Source organism: Ruminococcus sp. NK3A76 (assembly GCF_000686125.1).
GTDB lineage: Bacteria > Bacillota > Clostridia > Oscillospirales > Ruminococcaceae > NK3A76.
In genome coordinates, this window is sequence record NZ_JMMA01000002.1 from 340305 (window position 1) to 356945 (window position 16641).

Genomic DNA, 16641 nt, shown 5'->3' on the forward strand with positions numbered 1-16641 from the left:
TTCTTATCAGATCATTCCGTAATACTGAGCTATTGCTTTAGCCTCAGCAGCTGCGAGCTTTTTAAGGTTGCTGTCCTTAAGCAGCCACTCTCTGCTGTATGCGTTGGTATGATAGCTGTGCTCTACCATAACGCCCGAAACGCCTACCTTTGCAGCGTTTCTCAGAACGCAGTAGTAATCTGTCTTTCCGTCGTCAGAATAGAGGTTGATAACGCCGCCGTCAGGCACGCCCATTGTAGAAGCAACTGCTGCCGAGAGCATTCTGCCTATCTTGTTTGACTTGCCGTCAACGCTGCAATAGGAGTAAACTGCCTGTGCGCTTGCGCCTGCTGCGTTTGAATGGAGCGAGAGGAAGAAATCTGCGCCCTTTGCCATAAGACCTCTGTCTTCAAGGCTTAAGTCGTATGCCTTGTCTGTTGTTCTTGTAAGCGTTACCTCAAAGCCGTAGCCTTCAAGGTATGTCTTCATATACTTGGCAAGTGTAAGGCTCATAGTAGCCTCGCTGTAGCCGTACCATACGTTGTCGTAGTCGTTGCCGGCTCTGTTGCCGCCCTTGAGGTGGCCGGGGTCAAGAACTATCTTTATCGTTCTTTCCTCGGGCACATCGCCTGTGGTTATCTCGCATACCTTAGACCAGGGGGAGTATACCCACACGCCGTTTATCTTCTGGTAAGCTCTCATTCTGAGCTTGATGTCTGTTTTAGCAGGGATATTCTCGCTTATAAATGCTGTGAGCTTCTTGGGCGATACGTTGCAGAGCTTTACATACTTTGCAGCGCCGCTTGCCTTCATCCATATCTGATAGCCGTTTATGCTGCTGTCAGATGCCGACCATGAGATACTGAAGTTGGGGCCTGATGTCGCAGCCGAGGTTATCTCAGGTGTCTTAATGCCTGTGTATGTGCTCTTTACTGCCGACCATGCGGAGTATACCCAGCTGCCGTTTACCTTCTTGTAGCTTCTGAGCTTGAAGCTGTAGTTCTTGTTGAGCTCTGTAGTTACTGTCTTTTCTGTCTTCTTGGCTGACACGTTGCACAGCTTCTTGTACTTGCCCTGTGCATCGTCGTTGTCCTTAGCCCATATCTGATAGCCTGCAACATCGCCGGAGGTCTTCCACTTGAAGTTTACTGTGTTTGCCTCGTTTGAAAGCGATGAGAAGACAGGTGTTATGCAGCTTGTCACTGCCGACTGAACGGGAGCTATCTTCACATCGAGCTTGTTCTTGCCGGAAGCGTTGCTAACAGCTCTAACAACGTAGCTGTAGCTTGTTGCCGGGGTAAGGTTCTTGACAGTGTATGATCTTGTTGTTGCATAAGATGTATGTATCTTTGTGTACTTCTTTGTGGCAGGGTCATAGCTGTAGATCCTGTAGCTCGTAGCGCCGTAGGACTGCTTCCAGCTTATCTTTATACTCTGAGAATACGCTGTGAGCGAGAACTCGGGAGCATAGAGCGGCTGCTCTACTTCGGTCTCAAACCATTCGCAGTTGTAAGCGACATCCTTGTTTGTATCTATAACAGCAACGACCGCATATATGTGAGTAACACCGCCCGTTACGTTTTTTAAGGTGCAGCTCAGGCTGCCGTCCTTGACAGTTGCTAAAAGCTCCTGCTTGCCGTCGTCGGTCATCTCATAGACACAGTATTTTTTGGCGCCCTCTGCCGCATTCCAGCCGAGGGTCACAGTTCCGTTTGCCTGAGCCGTTACCTTGGCATCAACAGAAACATTTTCAGTCACCTCGTCTGCTGCCTGCACGACAGCATCTTTTGCGGCATGAGCCGTTACGGGCTTAAAGTCGTTTGCACCTGACACTACCGCTGCCGCCGCTATGAGCGAGAGGGCAAATGCCGTAAGTTTCCTGAATCTCATTTTATCCTCCAATCATTTATGAGCCACGGGTTCAGACGTTTATCTCAACGTCCTCTCCCTCAGTTATGCCGTTTGCATCGAGCACGGGTCTTACGCACTCAGCGATGAACTCATCGACCTGCTCGGGGCTTCTGCCGATGAAGTTTGCAGGCTTCATTATGCTGTCCATTTTCTCCTTGTTTATCTTGAACTCAGGGTCAGCAAGGATAAGCTCGCAGAGGTTGTTGTCAAGACCCTTGTCCTTGACATTTGCGCCTGCCTGCATAGAATACTGTCTTATCTTTTCGTGCAGCTCCTGTCTGTTGCCGCCGAGCTTTACAGCGTCCATCATGATGTTCTCGGTTGCCATAAAGGGAAGCTCTGCCATAACACGTCTCTCGATTATCTTCTCGTGAACGACAAGCCCCTTTGTAACATTTAGCATGATGTTGAGTATAGCATCAGTGCCTAAGAATGCCTCAGCTATGGATATTCTCTTGTTTGCAGAGTCATCAAGCGTCCTCTCAAACCACTGTGTGCCTGCTGTGAAGTAGGGGTTGAGCACATCTACCATGACGTATCTTGCAAGCGATGTGATACGCTCAGACCTCATCGGGTTGCGCTTGTAAGCCATAGCAGACGAGCCTATCTGGTTCTTCTCAAACGGCTCCTCTACCTCCTTGAAGGACTGGAGAAGTCTTATATCGTTCGAGAACTTGGAAGCTGACTGTGCTATACCGGCAAGTGTCTGAACTACGAATGAATCTATCTTTCTTGAATATGTCTGGCCGGAAACCGGAACAACGCCGTCAAAGCCCATCTCCTCAGCGATAAGTCTCTCAAGCTCCTTTATCTTGGCGCTGTCGCCCTCAAAGAGCTCAACGAAGGAAGCCTGTGTGCCTGTTGTGCCCTTTGAGCCGAGCATCTTAAGTTTGCCGAGCTCGAAATCTATTCTTTCAAGGTCATATAAAAGCTCGTTGCACCAGAGAGTTGCTCTCTTGCCGACAGTGGTCAGCTGTGCAGGCTGGCAGTGTGTGTAAGCAAGGCAGGGGAGGCTCTTGTACTCAACTGCGAACTCGCTTAAGTTCTTTATAACGCCCAAGAGCTTTCTCTTGACTATCTTTAAAGCATCACGCATGATGATGATGTCTGTGTTGTCGCCGACATAGCAGCTTGTAGCGCCTAAGTGTATGATACCTGCTGCATCGGGGCAGACCTTGCCGTATGCATAAACGTGGCTCATTACATCGTGGCGAACGAGCTTTTCACGCTCTTTTGCAACCTCGTAGTCGATGTTCTCTATGTTTGCTTCGAGCTGGTCTACCTGTGCCTGTGTAACAGGGAGGCCTAACTTCATCTCAGCTCTTGCAAGTGCCACCCAGAGTCTTCTCCATGTGGTGAATTTCTTGTCAGCGGAAAAGACGAACTGCATTTCCTCGCTTGCGTATCTTGTGCAAAACGGGCTCTCGTATGAATTTGTCATAGATAATTTCTCCTTCCTGCGTCAAGCGCAGTATCTTAAGCATTTACCAGTTTATATACTATTATAAAACCTACGATTATCACTATCGGGATAAACACGGTCATCCCCAATATCCTTATAGCTCTGTGTGATTGGCAAGAACAGTGCCTGTCACTATCGCCGCAAATGCCGCAAACAGCAGCGCCCCAGCGGCTATCACCAGCACGAGCAGTATCCCTGCCAGTCCTATAAACGCCATTTATCTACCTCGGATAGATAAGTTTTTAACTCTTTATCTGCTGCTCGACTAAGCTCTCGCCGCAGTAGATCTTTCTGAGCTTCGGCTTTTCTATCTTGCCGGTGGGGTTTCTCGGAACGTCAGCAAAGATTATCTTATGCGGTCTCTTGTATCTCGGCAGCTTTGCGCAGAAGGAATTTATCTCCTCCTCCGAGCACTCCATGCCGTCCTTTATCGAGATTATAGCGGCAGCTATCTCGCCCAGTCTCTTGTCGGGAAGGCCTATAACAGCCACGTCCTTAACAGCCGGGTGAGCACGCAGGAAGTCTTCTATCTGCACGGGGTAGAGGTTTTCACCGCCGGAGATGATAACGTCCTTCTTGCGGTCAACGAGGTATATAAAGCCGTCCTCGTCCTCCTGAGCCATGTCGCCTGTTAACAGCCAGCCGTCCCTTAAAGTCTCGTTAGTAGCCTTTTCATCTCTGTAATAGCAGGTCATAACTCCCGGGCCCTTTACGCAGAGCTCGCCTACCTCGCCGCGCTTTACTGTGACAAAGTTCTCGTCTGTTATCTTGACTTCCCAGCCGAAGCCTGCCTTGCCGATAGCGCCTACCTTGTGAATGTTCTCAACGCCTAAGTGTACGCAGCCGGGGCCTATCGACTCGGAAAGGCCGTAGTTGGTGTCATACTGGTGGTTCGGGAACACCTTCTTCCACCTTGCGATAAGCGAAGGCGGAACAGGCTGTGCGCCTATGTGCATGAGCCTCCACTGAGAGAGCTCGTATTTTGAAAGGTCGATGTCGCCCCTGTCGATAGCATCAAGTATATCCTGAGCCCACGGAACGAGCAGCCATACGATAGTGCATTTTTCCTTAGAGACCGTGTCGATTATGAATTCAGGCTTTGCACCCTTTAAAAGCACTGCCTTTGAGCAGGAATAGAGCGAGCCGAACCAGTGCATCTTTGCACCTGTGTGATAAAGGGGAGGGATGCATAAGAACACATCACTCTTGCCCTGGCCGTGGTGAGCCTGCTCGACCTTTGCCGAGTGCATAAGGCTCTGATGCTTGTGAAGTATAGCCTTCGGGAAGCCCGTAGTACCTGACGAGAAGTATATAGCCGCATAGTCCTCATCAGTCAGCTTGACATCGGGGGAAACGCTTGAGCAGTTTGCAGCGAGCCTGTCATAGTGCTCTGCAAAGCTCGGGCAGCCCTCGCCGACGTAGAAAAGCAGCCTGTTTTTGGATACTTCGTCGCATATCTCCTCTATTCTTCCGATAAACTCGGGGCCGAACATCAGCACATCGACCTCTGCAAGGTCAAGGCAGTATTTTATCTCGTCTGCTGTATAGCGGAAGTTGAGCGGAACAGCGAGCGCACCCATTTTGAGAGCACCGAAGTATATCGGCAGCCATTCAAGGCAGTTCATCAGCAGTATGCCGACCTTGTCGCCTTTCTGCACCCCACGGGACACGAGGAGATTAGCAAAACGGTTAGCCTTTTCGTTGAAGACGCTCCAGGTTATCTCACGTCTGTAGTGGCTCTCCCTGTCGGTCTCGATAAGCTCATATTCCTTCCATGTTACTCTTCTGTTTTCCTTTATTTCGGGGTTGACCTCGACAAGAGCTATCTCATCAGGGCACTCCCTTGCATTTCTTTCCAGAAGCTCGGTAATAGGCATTGTTTTTCATTCCCTTTCAAATATATGTTATTTTTCTGTATAGTAAGACATATTACAACAATAGTAATACTATTATAGCACATTTTCGCAAAAAAGTAAAGGCAATACCGCACAAAGATCGTGCGTAAATTGCGAAGTCGGCTTTTTCGTCAGATTGCACAGATTTTCTGAATGAATACTGTCGTATTTCAAGGAAAAGATGTGTAATATGACGGAAAAGATGCAAGCAAGTTGCATACAAAGCCGGCAGGCGGTCTTTGTGCGGTGCTGCCTGAGGTGAAATATACGGTAAAATGTCATTTTTCACGCAATATCAGAAGTGAAGCACGCTTTAAAAAGGTCAAAAGCCGCTCATCACCCCGCAGGGGAGTGATAAACAGCTTTTGAGGGTCGTATATGGGAGAAAACTCTTATTCTACATTTTTGAGCGCTTCGTCAAGAGGTATGCGCTTTACCTTGCGGCTCAGTATCAGTGCAACGAGCGCATAGGTGATAACGCCAAGGCCTATCGTTTCAATAACCACCGACAGTGCGAGCTTATACTCAAACCAGCCCGAATAGCTCTTGAATGCCTCGAACATCAGAACTGCAAGCAGCCTGTCGCTTATGATGAGCCCGATTATCAGCGAGAGCACTGTGACAAAGCTCGTCGTGTGGATATAGAGAGAATTTATCTCGCTGTTGTTGTAGCCGAGTATCTTTGTCATCGAGATAGACTGCGTGTTTTTCTCGATGATTATCTTGGCGAGCAGGAATATAACGAGCACGAATATCACCGTTCCGAAGAACGTGAATATAAACATCATGTTGCCCATTGAGCGTATCAGCTGGCGTGATGTCTTGGTAAGCTCGGTCACGGTTATGCGTGTGGCGATGTATTTTTCGTCAATGTCCTTTATCTCGTCGTCTGAGAAATAGCAGTTGAAGTAGCCGTCCTCATAGCCGAGCGTTTCGTTTAACATATCCTTGTCCATAAATACAGCGATTATAGCAGGGTAGTCATATAGTCCGCCGACCTCGAATTTATAGGTCTTGTCGGAGTATTTGTCTTTAAGCTCTAACGTGTCGCCTACATCTATGCGGTATTTTTTATGATATGCAGTCGAGATATCGACCTTGCCCTTTTCTGAATTCAGCCTGACATACTTGCTGTTTTTCTCAACGCCGTAGATAGATACGTCCTCGTCGATGCTTGCATCTGTCTTTTCGCCTATGTTCTGTAAGCTCGCAGTCGTGCAGGATTCAGCACCCTCTGTCTCGGTAGGCACAGGTGCTTTGAGCACATACTGGTAGTTTGCGAGCAGGTTTTCGGTGGTGTTCTTTTCAAAGTCATTCAGCATCGGCTTGAAGACAAGGCTGAACATTAAAATGAGCTCTGCAAACAGCACACCTGCAAATATCACCACGAAGTTGGGCATATTCTGGAATATCACCCTGAGCCTGAAACGTGTCATTATCGGTATCTTGGTGTTTAGCCTGAATGCCTTCTTGCGGCCGTTCTTCTTAAGGTCGTGTCTGAGGAAGCGCAGGGGAGAGAGGCGGAGTTTTACACTCAGCATGATAAGGTTGATCAAAAACATCAGCACAAAGGGTATCACAGTCGTGAGTATGAATGCCTTTGGTGTGAAGACTATATCGTAGTGCGTGAGCGAGTAGCTTGCAGTGTAGCTGTGAGCAAATGTATCATTGAGCACCGTGTAGCCCAAGATGTTGCCGACTACAGCGCCTGCTGCGAGTGTGAGCATAGGCACTATCATATAGTGGCGAAGCATCTCGCCCCTTGTGTAGCCTGACGCTCTGAGAACGCCTATTACCGAGGCTTCCTTGGTTATCGTGTTGGAGATGGTTATCGAGAAAACAAATGCGAGGATCACTATAACTATATAAAGGAATATGGTTATCATGACCTCGTCGCCGCCGAAATCATCAGGTGCGAAGACTATTGCCTGATTTGTGAACGCAGGTATGAACTCATCAAGCTCGCCGTAGGCGGAGAGAGTCTTTATAAGCTCCTCGGCCTTTTCCTTGCCCTCGATGTCGTCATCTCTGTCCGGGCGGTCGTTGTAGAAATAGCTGTAGCGGTAGTGTATGTGGTCATCTCTTATAGACTTGAAGCCCTCTTTTGTGACGATGCCGACACCGAATTTGTCGTTGTCAAACATCATATCAGACGGGCTCTGGAACAGGCAGGAGTAATCGGAAAGTGCGACTATGCCGGTTATCGTAAACTCCTTGTCGGCAAACTTTATTGCAGAGCCTATTTTGAGGTCATGGTTTTCTGCGAAGAGTCTGTCGATGCCGAGCTCGTTGTCGCTTTTTGGCATATCGCCGTCAAGCAGGTCAACAAGGTCTATCTGCGTTCTGTCCGCAAATACACGGAAGGTCGAAGATTCAAAGCTCTGCACCGCTTCTTCCTTGTAGAAGTTGGGGTAGGCATCAATTTCGCCCTTTTCGGCTATCTCTTTGAGCGTTTCGTCTGTCAGCTTCTCGCTGTATTCAAAGCAGCCGTCCTCGACCTTGTATTTTTCAAAGCCCTCGTCCGAGGCTTTTTTCAAGCTGTTTTCCGACACAAGGAAGCCCGACACGGCCGATATCATAAGCACAAAAAACAGGAATATGACAAAGTATTTCGGCCACTCGCTCTTAAGCTCCCTCGGCAGTCTTCTGTTAAGCGGATCTCTCATACTACCACCTCGTTTTCTTACCAGTCAAGCTCTTGCGCTGTCAGCTTGCTCTCGTTAAGGTAGTTCTTTCTTATCACGCCGTCACGCAGCTTTATCACTCTATCTGCCATGTTCTTTATGGCGTCGTTGTGTGTTACCATTATGACTGTCGAGCCGTATTTCTGATTGAGGTCGCTTATAACGCCGAGTATCTCCTTCGAGGTCTTGAAATCGAGCGCACCTGTCGGCTCATCGCAGAGGAGTATGTCGGGGTTCTTGATAACTGCTCTGCCGATAGCAGTTCTCTGCTGCTGGCCGCCTGAGAGTTGGTTTGGCAGCTTGTGCCTGTGCTCGTAAAGCCCGAGCGCTTTGAGCAGCTCGTCTACATCGAGCGGCGAGTCGGAAAGATAAGCACCGACCTCTATATTCTCCTTGATATTTAAGTTCGGGATAAGGTTGTACATCTGGAATATGTAGCCTAAGTGCTTGCGCCTGTAGAAGGTGAGCGCTTTCTCGTTCATATCCTTGGTCTTTTCGCCGTTAATGGATATATACCCGTTATCAGCAGAGTCGATGCCGCCGATGATGTTAAGAAGCGTCGATTTGCCAGACCCGGAAGGACCGAGCAGCACGCAGAATTCGCCTTTTTCTATCTCGGCGTTTATTCCCTTAAGCACCTCGACACGGCTCTCACCGTCACCAAAGCTCTTTTTTACGTCACTTATCTCCAGAAACATAGTATTCTCCTCCTTTTGAGTTAGTGCTCGCTAACTGTATTTATATTATAGCTTACATAACATTATTTGTCAATGGTGCATTTCACAAATTTTTCTGCCCGTTAGCCAAGGCAAATTGTTATATATCACCTATGAGCAAGTGAACAATTATTCATATATTAAACAAAGTAACACCTTACCGTATTTTATGTTCGCCGGGTTATCATCTGCGTTACATAGATTATACCATAAGTTCATATGAACCGCAAGTGGAGATTTATGACACTTTGGCACGGTTGCTTGAATTATCCGGAGATAGCTGCGTTTTTCTCAATAATTCTCAATATTCCTTGAAATCTCATTTTTGCCGCATCAGGCTTGTCTGTGTAGTATCAGCCCCAAAAACATCAAAACGCCCTGCGTGATGCAAGGCGCTCTGACGAAAATATATGGTGGGGTCATCTCGGAGTATACCGAGATATGGCGTTATCTGTAATATAAAAAGCGGCCGCAGGCCGGAGGGTATGGTATGCCCCCGGTGTGCAGTCCGCCTCATTGCAAACTATAGTTTTGATTATTTTACATAGAAGAGCAGCTGACCGTATGTCGGGTAAGGCCAGTACTTCTCGCCTACGGATACCTCTATCTCATCTGCGGTAGCTCTGAGCTCGCCCATAGCTGCGAATACTACATCGTGGTAGTAGTTTGCTGCTTGCGCAACATCTGTGATGTCGTGAGCCTTGACGATAGCATCTTCAAGTGCGCCGAGCTTCTTATACATATCAGCCATGAGCACTGAGAGCTTCTTTACAAGCTCTGTCTCGAACTCAGCAGGTGCGCCGATGTTCTTGGAAAGGTTTGCAGTCTCAGCAAGATCCTTTACATAGCTTGCAGCAGCAGGAAGGATATCCTTCTTAGCCATGTCTACCATTGTAAGAGCCTCGATGTTGAGTGTCTTTACATACTCGTCAAGGAGTATCTCAACTCTTGAATGGAGCTCTGTTGCTGTGTATACACCGTACTTCTCAAAGAGTGCGATGTTCTCAGGTGTTGCGAATGTAGGAACAGCCTCAGGAGTGGACTTAAGGTTAAGTAATCCTCTTTTTTCAGCCTCAACAGGCCACTCGTCGGAATAACCGTTGCCGTTGAAGATGATAGGCTCGCATTCCTTGATAGTTGTTCTGATGAGCTCATTGAGTGCTGCCTTGAAGTCGGAAGCGCTTTCGAGCTTTTCGGAGAAGTCGTCAAGTGTTTCTGCGATGATCGTGTTAATAACTGTGTTCGGGCCAGCGCAGGAAAGTCTTGAACCGGGCATTCTGAACTCGAACTTGTTGCCTGTGAATGCGAAAGGTGAAGTTCTGTTTCTGTCTGTTGTATCCTTCGGGAAGTTGGGGAGAACGTCTACGCCGATCTCCATGTCAACGTGCTCGCCCTCGTACTTCTTGCCATTTACGATAGCGTCGAGGATAGCTGTGAGCTCATCGCCAAGGAAGATGGAGATGATAGCCGGAGGTGCTTCGTTAGCGCCGAGACGGTGGTCATTGCCGGCCGATGCAACGGAAGCTCTGAGCACGTCCTGATGCTTGTAAACTGCCTTGATAACTGCTGTTAAGAAGAGCAAAAACTGTGCGTTCTCAGCAGGTGTCTTACCGGGGTCAAGGAGGTTTACGCCTGTGTTTGTAGAGATAGACCAGTTGTTGTGCTTACCGGAGCCGTTGATGCCTGCGAAAGGCTTTTCATGGAGCAGGCACTTGAAGCCGTGCTTTCTTGCTGTACGCTTCATGATCTCCATTGTGAGCTGGTTGTGGTCTGTTGCGATATTTGTTGTACCGAAGATAGGTGCGAGCTCGTGCTGTGCGGGAGCAACTTCGTTATGCTTTGTCTTTGCATAAACGCCGAGCTTCCAGAGCTGCTCGTCAAGATCCTTCATGTAAGCTGCAACTCTTGTCTTGATAGTACCGAAGTAGTGGTCTTCAAGCTCCTGACCCTTCGGAGCAGGTGCGCCGTAGAGCGAGCGGCCTGTATAGATAAGGTCTTTTCTGTGAGAATACATCTCTCTGTCGATGAGGAAGTATTCCTGCTCGGGGCCGACATTTGAGATAACTCTTGTAGCGTCAGAACCGAAGAGCTTTAATACTCTGAGAGCTGACTTATTGATAGCTTCCATAGAACGCAGGAGAGGAGTTTTCTTATCAAGTGCTTCACCGTTATAGGAGCAGAATGCTGTAGGGATGCAAAGTGTATTCTCCTTGATGAATGCGAATGATGTAGGATCCCATGCTGTATAGCCTCTTGCCTCGAAAGTAGCTCTTAAGCCGCCGGAGGGGAACGAGGAAGCATCAGGCTCACCCTTGATGAGCTCCTTGCCCGAGAATTCCATAATAACGTGGCCTTCCTCTGTAGGGGAGATAAAGCTGTCGAGCTTCTCTGCTGTAAGGCCTGTCATCGGCTGGAACCAGTGAGTATAGTGTGTGCAGCCCTTTTCACAAGCCCAGTCCTTCATAGCGTTTGCAACAACGTTTGCAACATCAAGTCCTAAAGGTGTGCCGTCGTTGATAGTCTTCTTAAGTGCCTTGTATGTCTGCTTGGGAAGGCGCTCCTTCATGACTGCTTCATTGAATACATCGCTGCCAAATAACTCGGGTACGTTCATAATGATTACTCCTTTTCGATAAGTATAAAAAAATAAAAACGCTGCGGACAAATAACATCGTCCACAGCGCCTTTGCTGTTTACAGTTATGAGTATATACCTTTTTGCCCGATTTGTCAAGAGGTAATTGCCGTCTTTTGACACTTTCGTAAATTAAGCACCAAGAAATACCCCATTGTTGAAAGATATTTGGTGCAGTTTTCACAAATCTATATCTGCGTAATTCCGGCTTAATTATGCGTTAATAATTTTAACCAACGGGTCAAAATATGTCAAAAAGTATTACTTTTAGTAAACATAAACCAGTAATTCCTCGATTGTTGAAAGATATTTGGTGCAGATTTCACAAAGAAACAGTTAAATAATTTGGCGTTAATAGGGGGTTAATAGTTTTAACAGAGGGGTCATTATTATGGGCTGTCATTGACTTATGTCGGAATACTAACGGGGGAGTAAAATCACTTCGGTTTATTATCCGGCAAAGAACAAAACATAATAAACAAACCAAGCAACAATACCTGCAATAAGAGCAGTAGTACCCGCTGTTTTCTTTCCTTTTGACAGATATACAATGCCGATTATTACGCCAACGATAGGCAATAATATAGATGCAAGTATTTCGGCAGCGGTTGCTTTTCTATCTTCGTTATCGTTGTTAGTGTTGCTCTGAATATCCTCTTGTGGAACACCACAATGAATACATATAACAGCTTTATCGTCAATTTCTTTTCCACAGTTTCTGCAAAATGCCATTTTAGTTCCTCCGATTTTATATTTGCATAGCATTATATATAATAATATATCCTAATACTGATAGATTGCCAATAACAAATAATGTCTTACCTGCACGTTGCTTTCCAAGCAGATAGTATACTATTCCAAGAATAGAACCAAGTCCCGGCATAATTACTGCACCAATAATTTCAAGCAATGAAGCCTTTCTATCTTCATTCTCCTTATCTCTTTGCATTGAATGTTTTTCGAGTGACACACCGCAATGTATACAAACTACAGCATTTTCATCAATCTCTCCGCCACAGTTTCTGCAATAAATCTTATTGCTTTGTGTAGTTGATGAGTATGCCGAAGTTTCGTTTGATATAGTTTGTTTCAATATCTCAAAATCATTTTTCTCATTAAAAATAAGTCTTGAAATAACTATTATTGCGCCCCCTAAAAATGCAAGTATGATGTAAGAAATAAGTACTATTCTATATTGATAAGAAAATTTGTCGATACCGAATAAAACTTTTAATTTAAAACTAAATGCGACCTTGTGATAGCTACCATTAAAATTAATACCTTCTGTAATAAAAAAAACAATTCCGGCTATTAATGTAATACAGCCCACTATCATTATAATGATTTTTACAATACTAACTTTTACGTCCTTTTTATCCATAATTGCTTTTCTTGATAAATATACTGCAGTACCAACAGATAACAATACTATAAAGCCAATAAACGCTACTATGAATGCTGTTTTATATCCTGTTTTTTTCAATTCAAAAGACTTTGCCCAACAGAGAATAAATGTGATCAATATCCCCACAGCACCCAAAACGATTAAAACAGCCCCAATACTTTGTGTCTTTTTAAAAAGCTTTTCGTTAACCATACTTTTTACCTGATTATTATTTCTGTTTGATAATGGCACACCGCAATGCACGCAAATAACAGCCTTATCATCAATTTCCTTTCCGCAGTTTCTGCAAAATGCCATGGTTTATTACCTCGCTTTCATAAGTATTATTTTGTGGATTGGTTATCATACATTTGCTTAACGATCTTTAGTTGGTCATCAAGCTTAGATTTATCGGTGTCGCCTAATGGCACATCTGCGATGTGGGTGTAGTCATTAGCTTTTATCATTCCGTCAACACGAATAACTATTATTGCGCCGCTGTTGATCGTAGAACTCATAACAGTTGATGATGTTTCAACATAGAAATAATATATATTTCCCGTGCTGTCAAGCAATTTGGGCTGCGAATTTGAAAATTTCATAGCGCTGCCTTTGTTTTTCTCCTTCACATTTTTAAGATAGTCTTCACAGCAATTTGTTGCATACCTTTCCGGATCTGATACATGATAAATGACTGTTATTCCTATCAAGCCTGCAAGTATTACCACAAAAGCTATGACGATGATTTTAAAGCTCTTGCTTGTTTGAGGTCTTACAAGTTCGCCACCTGCTTTGCTTTGTGGGGCAGCTTTTGGCGACAGCGCACAGCCACACGATAAGCAGACTATTGCGTTATTGGGCTGCTCAGCACCGCAGTTTCTGCAAAATGCCATAGAATCTACCTCCAATTCATCTTTGATACATACATTATATCATATCCTGTACTGTATGTCAATATTATGACTGCCAGTATATTTACAAATTATTTGTGCATAATGTATAATAAAAGGTGGTGATGAATATATGAAAGATAGCAAAACAAACGTAAATTTTTTAGCAATAGGTGAAAAAGTTAAGAATAAGAGAGCTGCTATGGGGCTTAGTCAGGAGAAGCTGGCGGAGCTTTGCGGTGTCACGCCGTCGTATATAGGGCATATTGAACGTGGCTCACGAAACCTGTCGCTCAATACGGCGATAAGCATATCAGATGTATTGGGTATGTCGCTTGACTATCTTCTGCTCGATGTGAAAAATGACAAAATGAGCGTGTTTGAGGGCATCTCGGCAGACCTGAAAAACCATGACCCGATAAAGGTCGAGAATTTCCTTAACACTGTAAAAATTCTTGCTGCGAATATAGATAATATGTAAAAACGCTGACAAAGCCTGTGCTCTGTCAGCGTTATTTGTTCACGTCACCGCCCACCCGAGTATCTGAAACGCCTTGTCCTCGTCTCCTGCTATCGGGCTGACTGTAATCTCGTATGTCTGCTCTGTCTCCGAGTTTGCTATCTGCGCCACCTGAGGATTTCCCCAGCCGCCCTTGGCAACGCCCTTGACGAGCTTGCTGTCCTCAGTGCCGGAGTCGGTCTTGTATACCGCCTCGACGGTCGCATAGTTGCCCGAGCCGACCTCCTTGTAGATGATGAAGACGTTTCTGCCTTTGAGCGTGAATTTTATCGGCTCGCTCTCGCCGGCACGGTGCGTCCAGCCGTTTGTAAATGAAGCAACATCAGTCTCGCCCTGATACCAGCCGCCGAGCTCATCTGCTTCAAGGGCATCGCCCTCGTACATCTTTGCACCGTAGCTCAGCAGCAGGGTGTTGGGCTCGTCGGGGAGCTTGTATTCTCCGCTGTCGGGCTGCTCGGTCACAGTCTTGAAGTAGTGTTCTATCATCGAAGCCACCAGCTTGTGACCCTCGGCGTTTGGGTGCGATTCGTCGTTTGAGAACTCCTTCCATGTCAGCCTGTCATTCTTAAACAAGAATCTGAGCGCATCGCAGTAGGATATCATCGGCAGGTCGTAGTATGCGCCTATCTCTTTCATGTAGTCCTGCGCCGAGTAGTCGTCCTTCGTCACCGAGAAAAGCAGTATCACGGCGATGTCCTGCTCCAGCAGCGTTCTTACTATGCTCTCGTATGCCTCCTGATAGGTGAAGTCTGAGCCGTCATTCACGGCATATTCCAAAAACACGATATCAGGCTTGCTGACCAGCAGGTCACGCTCCATTCTCAGCACGCCGAGCTTTGAGGGCGTGCCGCTTAAGCCTGCGTTGCAGTACTGCACATTGTCGCCCGTGCCGAACATATCCTTGAAGATGTTGTAGGAAAGAGAAGCATAGCACTCGTCCTTTTTGACCTTGTAGCCCTCGGTTATCGAGCCGCCGAGGTAGCCGAGAGTTATCTTTTCCCCGGCCTGAGCCTTGGCTATCTTATCCTTGATAAGCGTTGTGTTGCCGTAGCTCACAAGCGAGGTGTCAAGCATTGCCGCCTGCCATTCCTCGTCAGTCTCGGGGAGCTTTTCGGGCTCTGACGAGCTTTCTTCCACAGAAGATGCGCTGCTTTCAGTACCGGACGATGATGACGGGCTGCTCTCACCGCAGGCGCATAAGGCAGATGTGCTGATAAGCAGTGATAGTATAAAGGTGAGTGTTCTCTTAAGCATAGTATTCTCCTTGTAATCGTTTCAAATACCCATATACGAAAGTAACCCCCCACATAAGTGGGAGGTCACATATATTTCGTGTATTATTATCAGTTGATAACAGTCTTCTCTGTCTCCTTATCGAAGATGTGGATCTTGTTAGCTTCAAGAACAACTTCGATATCGTCGCCGGGACGAGCTGTCGAACGGGGAGCAACTCTTGCTGTGAGCGGGATGCCCTCGCAGGTGAGGTAGAGGTATGTCTCAGCACCCATCATTTCGGTAACTTCAACAGTAGCTGTGACCTTACCTGTTGTAGCGGATGCGATGACCATATCCTCATCAGAGATAGCCTCAGGACGGATACCAAGGATAACTTCCTGATCTACGAGCTCTTCGAGTGCTTCACGGTTTGTAGCAGCCTTGCTCTCAGGGATCTCGATGGTGTACTTCTTGCCCTGTGTTGTCTTTGTATCTTCAGAGCCGAACTCTACGAGGAAGCTGTCGCCTGCCTTTAAGAGCTTAGCGTCGATGAAGTTCATCTGAGGTGAACCTATAAAGCCTGCAACGAACTGGTTAACAGGGCTGTTATAGAGGTTTGTAGGAGTATCTATCTGCTGGATGTAGCCGTCCTTCATAACAACGATCCTATCACCCATCGTCATAGCCTCTGTCTGGTCATGTGTAACGTAGATGAATGTTGTACCCAGTCTCTTGTGGAGCTTGGAGATCTCGGTTCTCATCTGTGCTCTCAGCTTAGCATCGAGGTTGGAAAGAGGCTCGTCGAGAAGGAATACCTGAGGCTCACGAACTATAGCACGGCCGAGCGCAACACGCTGTCTCTGACCACCGGAGAGAGCCTTCGGCTTTCTGTCGAGGAGGTGAGCTATATCAAGGATCCTTGCAGCTTCCTCAACCTTTCTTGCTATCTCATCCTTCGGAACCTTTCTGAGCTTAAGGCCGAATGCCATGTTCTCGAAAACTGTCATATGAGGATAAAGAGCGTAGTTCTGGAAAACCATTGCGATATCTCTGTCCTTAGGAGCTATATCGTTAACGAGTCTGTCGCCGATATAAAGCTCGCCTTCGCTGATCTCCTCAAGACCTGCGATCATACGGAGAGTTGTTGACTTACCGCAGCCTGAAGGGCCTACGAGAATAATAAACTCCTTGTCCTTGATCTCAATGTTGAAGTCGGATACGGCGATTACACCGCCTGCGTACTTTTTGTAGATCTCTCTAAGTGATACACTTGCCATCTAAAAAGGACCTCCCTATTTTAAATAAATTTTGATTTACTAATTGATGTAAGCAGCCATGCAGTCTCTCTGAC

General features: G+C 46.5%; 13 protein-coding genes. 1 reads left to right on the forward strand and 12 read right to left on the reverse strand.

The annotated features are described in order from the left end of the window. Positions 1 to 6: 6 nt before the first annotated feature. The 10 genes from CD05_RS19370 to CD05_RS0101830 form a co-directional block, all read right to left on the reverse strand. Positions 7 to 1869, reverse strand: a complete 1863-nt coding sequence (locus tag CD05_RS19370) for an N-acetylmuramoyl-L-alanine amidase (RefSeq protein ID WP_051588765.1) — start codon at positions 1867 to 1869, stop codon at positions 7 to 9. A 31-nt stretch (positions 1870 to 1900) separates the two neighbouring features. Beyond that, complete coding sequence (gene purB / locus CD05_RS0101785; protein ID WP_028509045.1) at positions 1901 to 3331, reverse strand: adenylosuccinate lyase; 1431 nt, start codon at positions 3329 to 3331, stop codon at positions 1901 to 1903. A 115-nt stretch (positions 3332 to 3446) separates the two neighbouring features. Then, a complete protein-coding gene (locus tag CD05_RS21265) occupies positions 3447 to 3569 on the reverse strand; it encodes a hypothetical protein (protein ID WP_278244758.1) in 123 nt (40 codons plus the stop codon). 25 nt (positions 3570 to 3594) lie between these two features. Next, positions 3595 to 5229, reverse strand: a complete 1635-nt coding sequence (locus tag CD05_RS0101795; protein WP_028509046.1) for a class I adenylate-forming enzyme family protein — start codon at positions 5227 to 5229, stop codon at positions 3595 to 3597. 410 nt (positions 5230 to 5639) lie between these two features. Then, positions 5640 to 7913, reverse strand: coding sequence for an ABC transporter permease (locus CD05_RS0101805; RefSeq protein ID WP_028509047.1), 2274 nt, complete (start codon positions 7911 to 7913; stop codon positions 5640 to 5642). A gap of 17 nt (positions 7914 to 7930) precedes the next feature. Next, complete coding sequence (locus tag CD05_RS0101810) at positions 7931 to 8629, reverse strand: ABC transporter ATP-binding protein (RefSeq protein WP_028509048.1); 699 nt, start codon at positions 8627 to 8629, stop codon at positions 7931 to 7933. A gap of 553 nt (positions 8630 to 9182) precedes the next feature. Continuing rightward, on the reverse strand, positions 9183 to 11264 hold the full coding sequence (locus tag CD05_RS0101815) for a glutamine synthetase III (RefSeq protein WP_028509049.1): 2082 nt from the start codon (positions 11262 to 11264) through the stop codon (positions 9183 to 9185). 467 nt (positions 11265 to 11731) lie between these two features. Beyond that, a complete protein-coding gene (locus CD05_RS0101820) occupies positions 11732 to 12013 on the reverse strand; it encodes a zinc-ribbon domain-containing protein (protein ID WP_028509050.1) in 282 nt (93 codons plus the stop codon). 16 nt (positions 12014 to 12029) lie between these two features. Next, a complete protein-coding gene (locus tag CD05_RS21030; protein ID WP_028509051.1) occupies positions 12030 to 12983 on the reverse strand; it encodes a zinc ribbon domain-containing protein in 954 nt (317 codons plus the stop codon). 26 nt (positions 12984 to 13009) lie between these two features. Next, positions 13010 to 13558 carry a zinc ribbon domain-containing protein gene (locus CD05_RS0101830; protein WP_028509052.1) on the reverse strand — a complete coding sequence of 183 codons (549 nt, stop codon included), beginning with the start codon at positions 13556 to 13558 and terminating at the stop codon, positions 13010 to 13012. 130 nt (positions 13559 to 13688) lie between these two features. Between CD05_RS0101830 and CD05_RS19375 the strand changes: the two genes are divergently transcribed. Next, on the forward strand, positions 13689 to 14036 hold the full coding sequence (locus CD05_RS19375) for a helix-turn-helix transcriptional regulator (RefSeq protein WP_051588766.1): 348 nt from the start codon (positions 13689 to 13691) through the stop codon (positions 14034 to 14036). Between the two features lie 39 nt (positions 14037 to 14075). On the opposite strand, the gene CD05_RS0101840 is transcribed toward CD05_RS19375, so the two are convergent. Further along, the gene (locus CD05_RS0101840; protein ID WP_028509053.1) at positions 14076 to 15329 is read right to left on the reverse strand and encodes an SGNH/GDSL hydrolase family protein; all 1254 of its coding nucleotides are present in this window, start codon (positions 15327 to 15329) and stop codon (positions 14076 to 14078) included. Between the two features lie 89 nt (positions 15330 to 15418). After that, complete coding sequence (ugpC, locus tag CD05_RS0101845) at positions 15419 to 16567, reverse strand: sn-glycerol-3-phosphate ABC transporter ATP-binding protein UgpC (protein WP_028509054.1); 1149 nt, start codon at positions 16565 to 16567, stop codon at positions 15419 to 15421. Between the last annotated feature and the right edge of the window lie 74 nt (positions 16568 to 16641).

Excerpts from the sequence above, each read along its gene's own strand:
- purB (WP_028509045.1), bottom strand. The coding sequence starts at position 3,331 with ATGACAAATTCATACGAGAGCCCGTTTTGCACAAGATACGCAAGCGAG.
- CD05_RS0101795 (WP_028509046.1), bottom strand. The coding sequence starts at position 5,229 with ATGCCTATTACCGAGCTTCTGGAAAGAAATGCAAGGGAGTGCCCTGAT.
- CD05_RS0101805 (WP_028509047.1), bottom strand. The coding sequence starts at position 7,913 with ATGAGAGATCCGCTTAACAGAAGACTGCCGAGGGAGCTTAAGAGCGAG.
- CD05_RS0101810 (WP_028509048.1), bottom strand. The coding sequence starts at position 8,629 with ATGTTTCTGGAGATAAGTGACGTAAAAAAGAGCTTTGGTGACGGTGAG.
- CD05_RS21265 (WP_278244758.1), bottom strand. The coding sequence starts at position 3,569 with ATGGCGTTTATAGGACTGGCAGGGATACTGCTCGTGCTGGTGATAGCC.
- CD05_RS21030 (WP_028509051.1), bottom strand. The coding sequence starts at position 12,983 with ATGGCATTTTGCAGAAACTGCGGAAAGGAAATTGATGATAAGGCTGTT.
- ugpC (WP_028509054.1), bottom strand. The coding sequence starts at position 16,567 with ATGGCAAGTGTATCACTTAGAGAGATCTACAAAAAGTACGCAGGCGGT.
- CD05_RS0101820 (WP_028509050.1), bottom strand. The coding sequence starts at position 12,013 with ATGGCATTTTGCAGAAACTGTGGAAAAGAAATTGACGATAAAGCTGTT.
- CD05_RS19370 (WP_051588765.1), bottom strand. The coding sequence starts at position 1,869 with ATGAGATTCAGGAAACTTACGGCATTTGCCCTCTCGCTCATAGCGGCG.
- CD05_RS19375 (WP_051588766.1), top strand. The coding sequence starts at position 13,689 with ATGAAAGATAGCAAAACAAACGTAAATTTTTTAGCAATAGGTGAAAAA.
- CD05_RS0101840 (WP_028509053.1), bottom strand. The coding sequence starts at position 15,329 with ATGCTTAAGAGAACACTCACCTTTATACTATCACTGCTTATCAGCACA.
- CD05_RS0101830 (WP_028509052.1), bottom strand. The coding sequence starts at position 13,558 with ATGGCATTTTGCAGAAACTGCGGTGCTGAGCAGCCCAATAACGCAATA.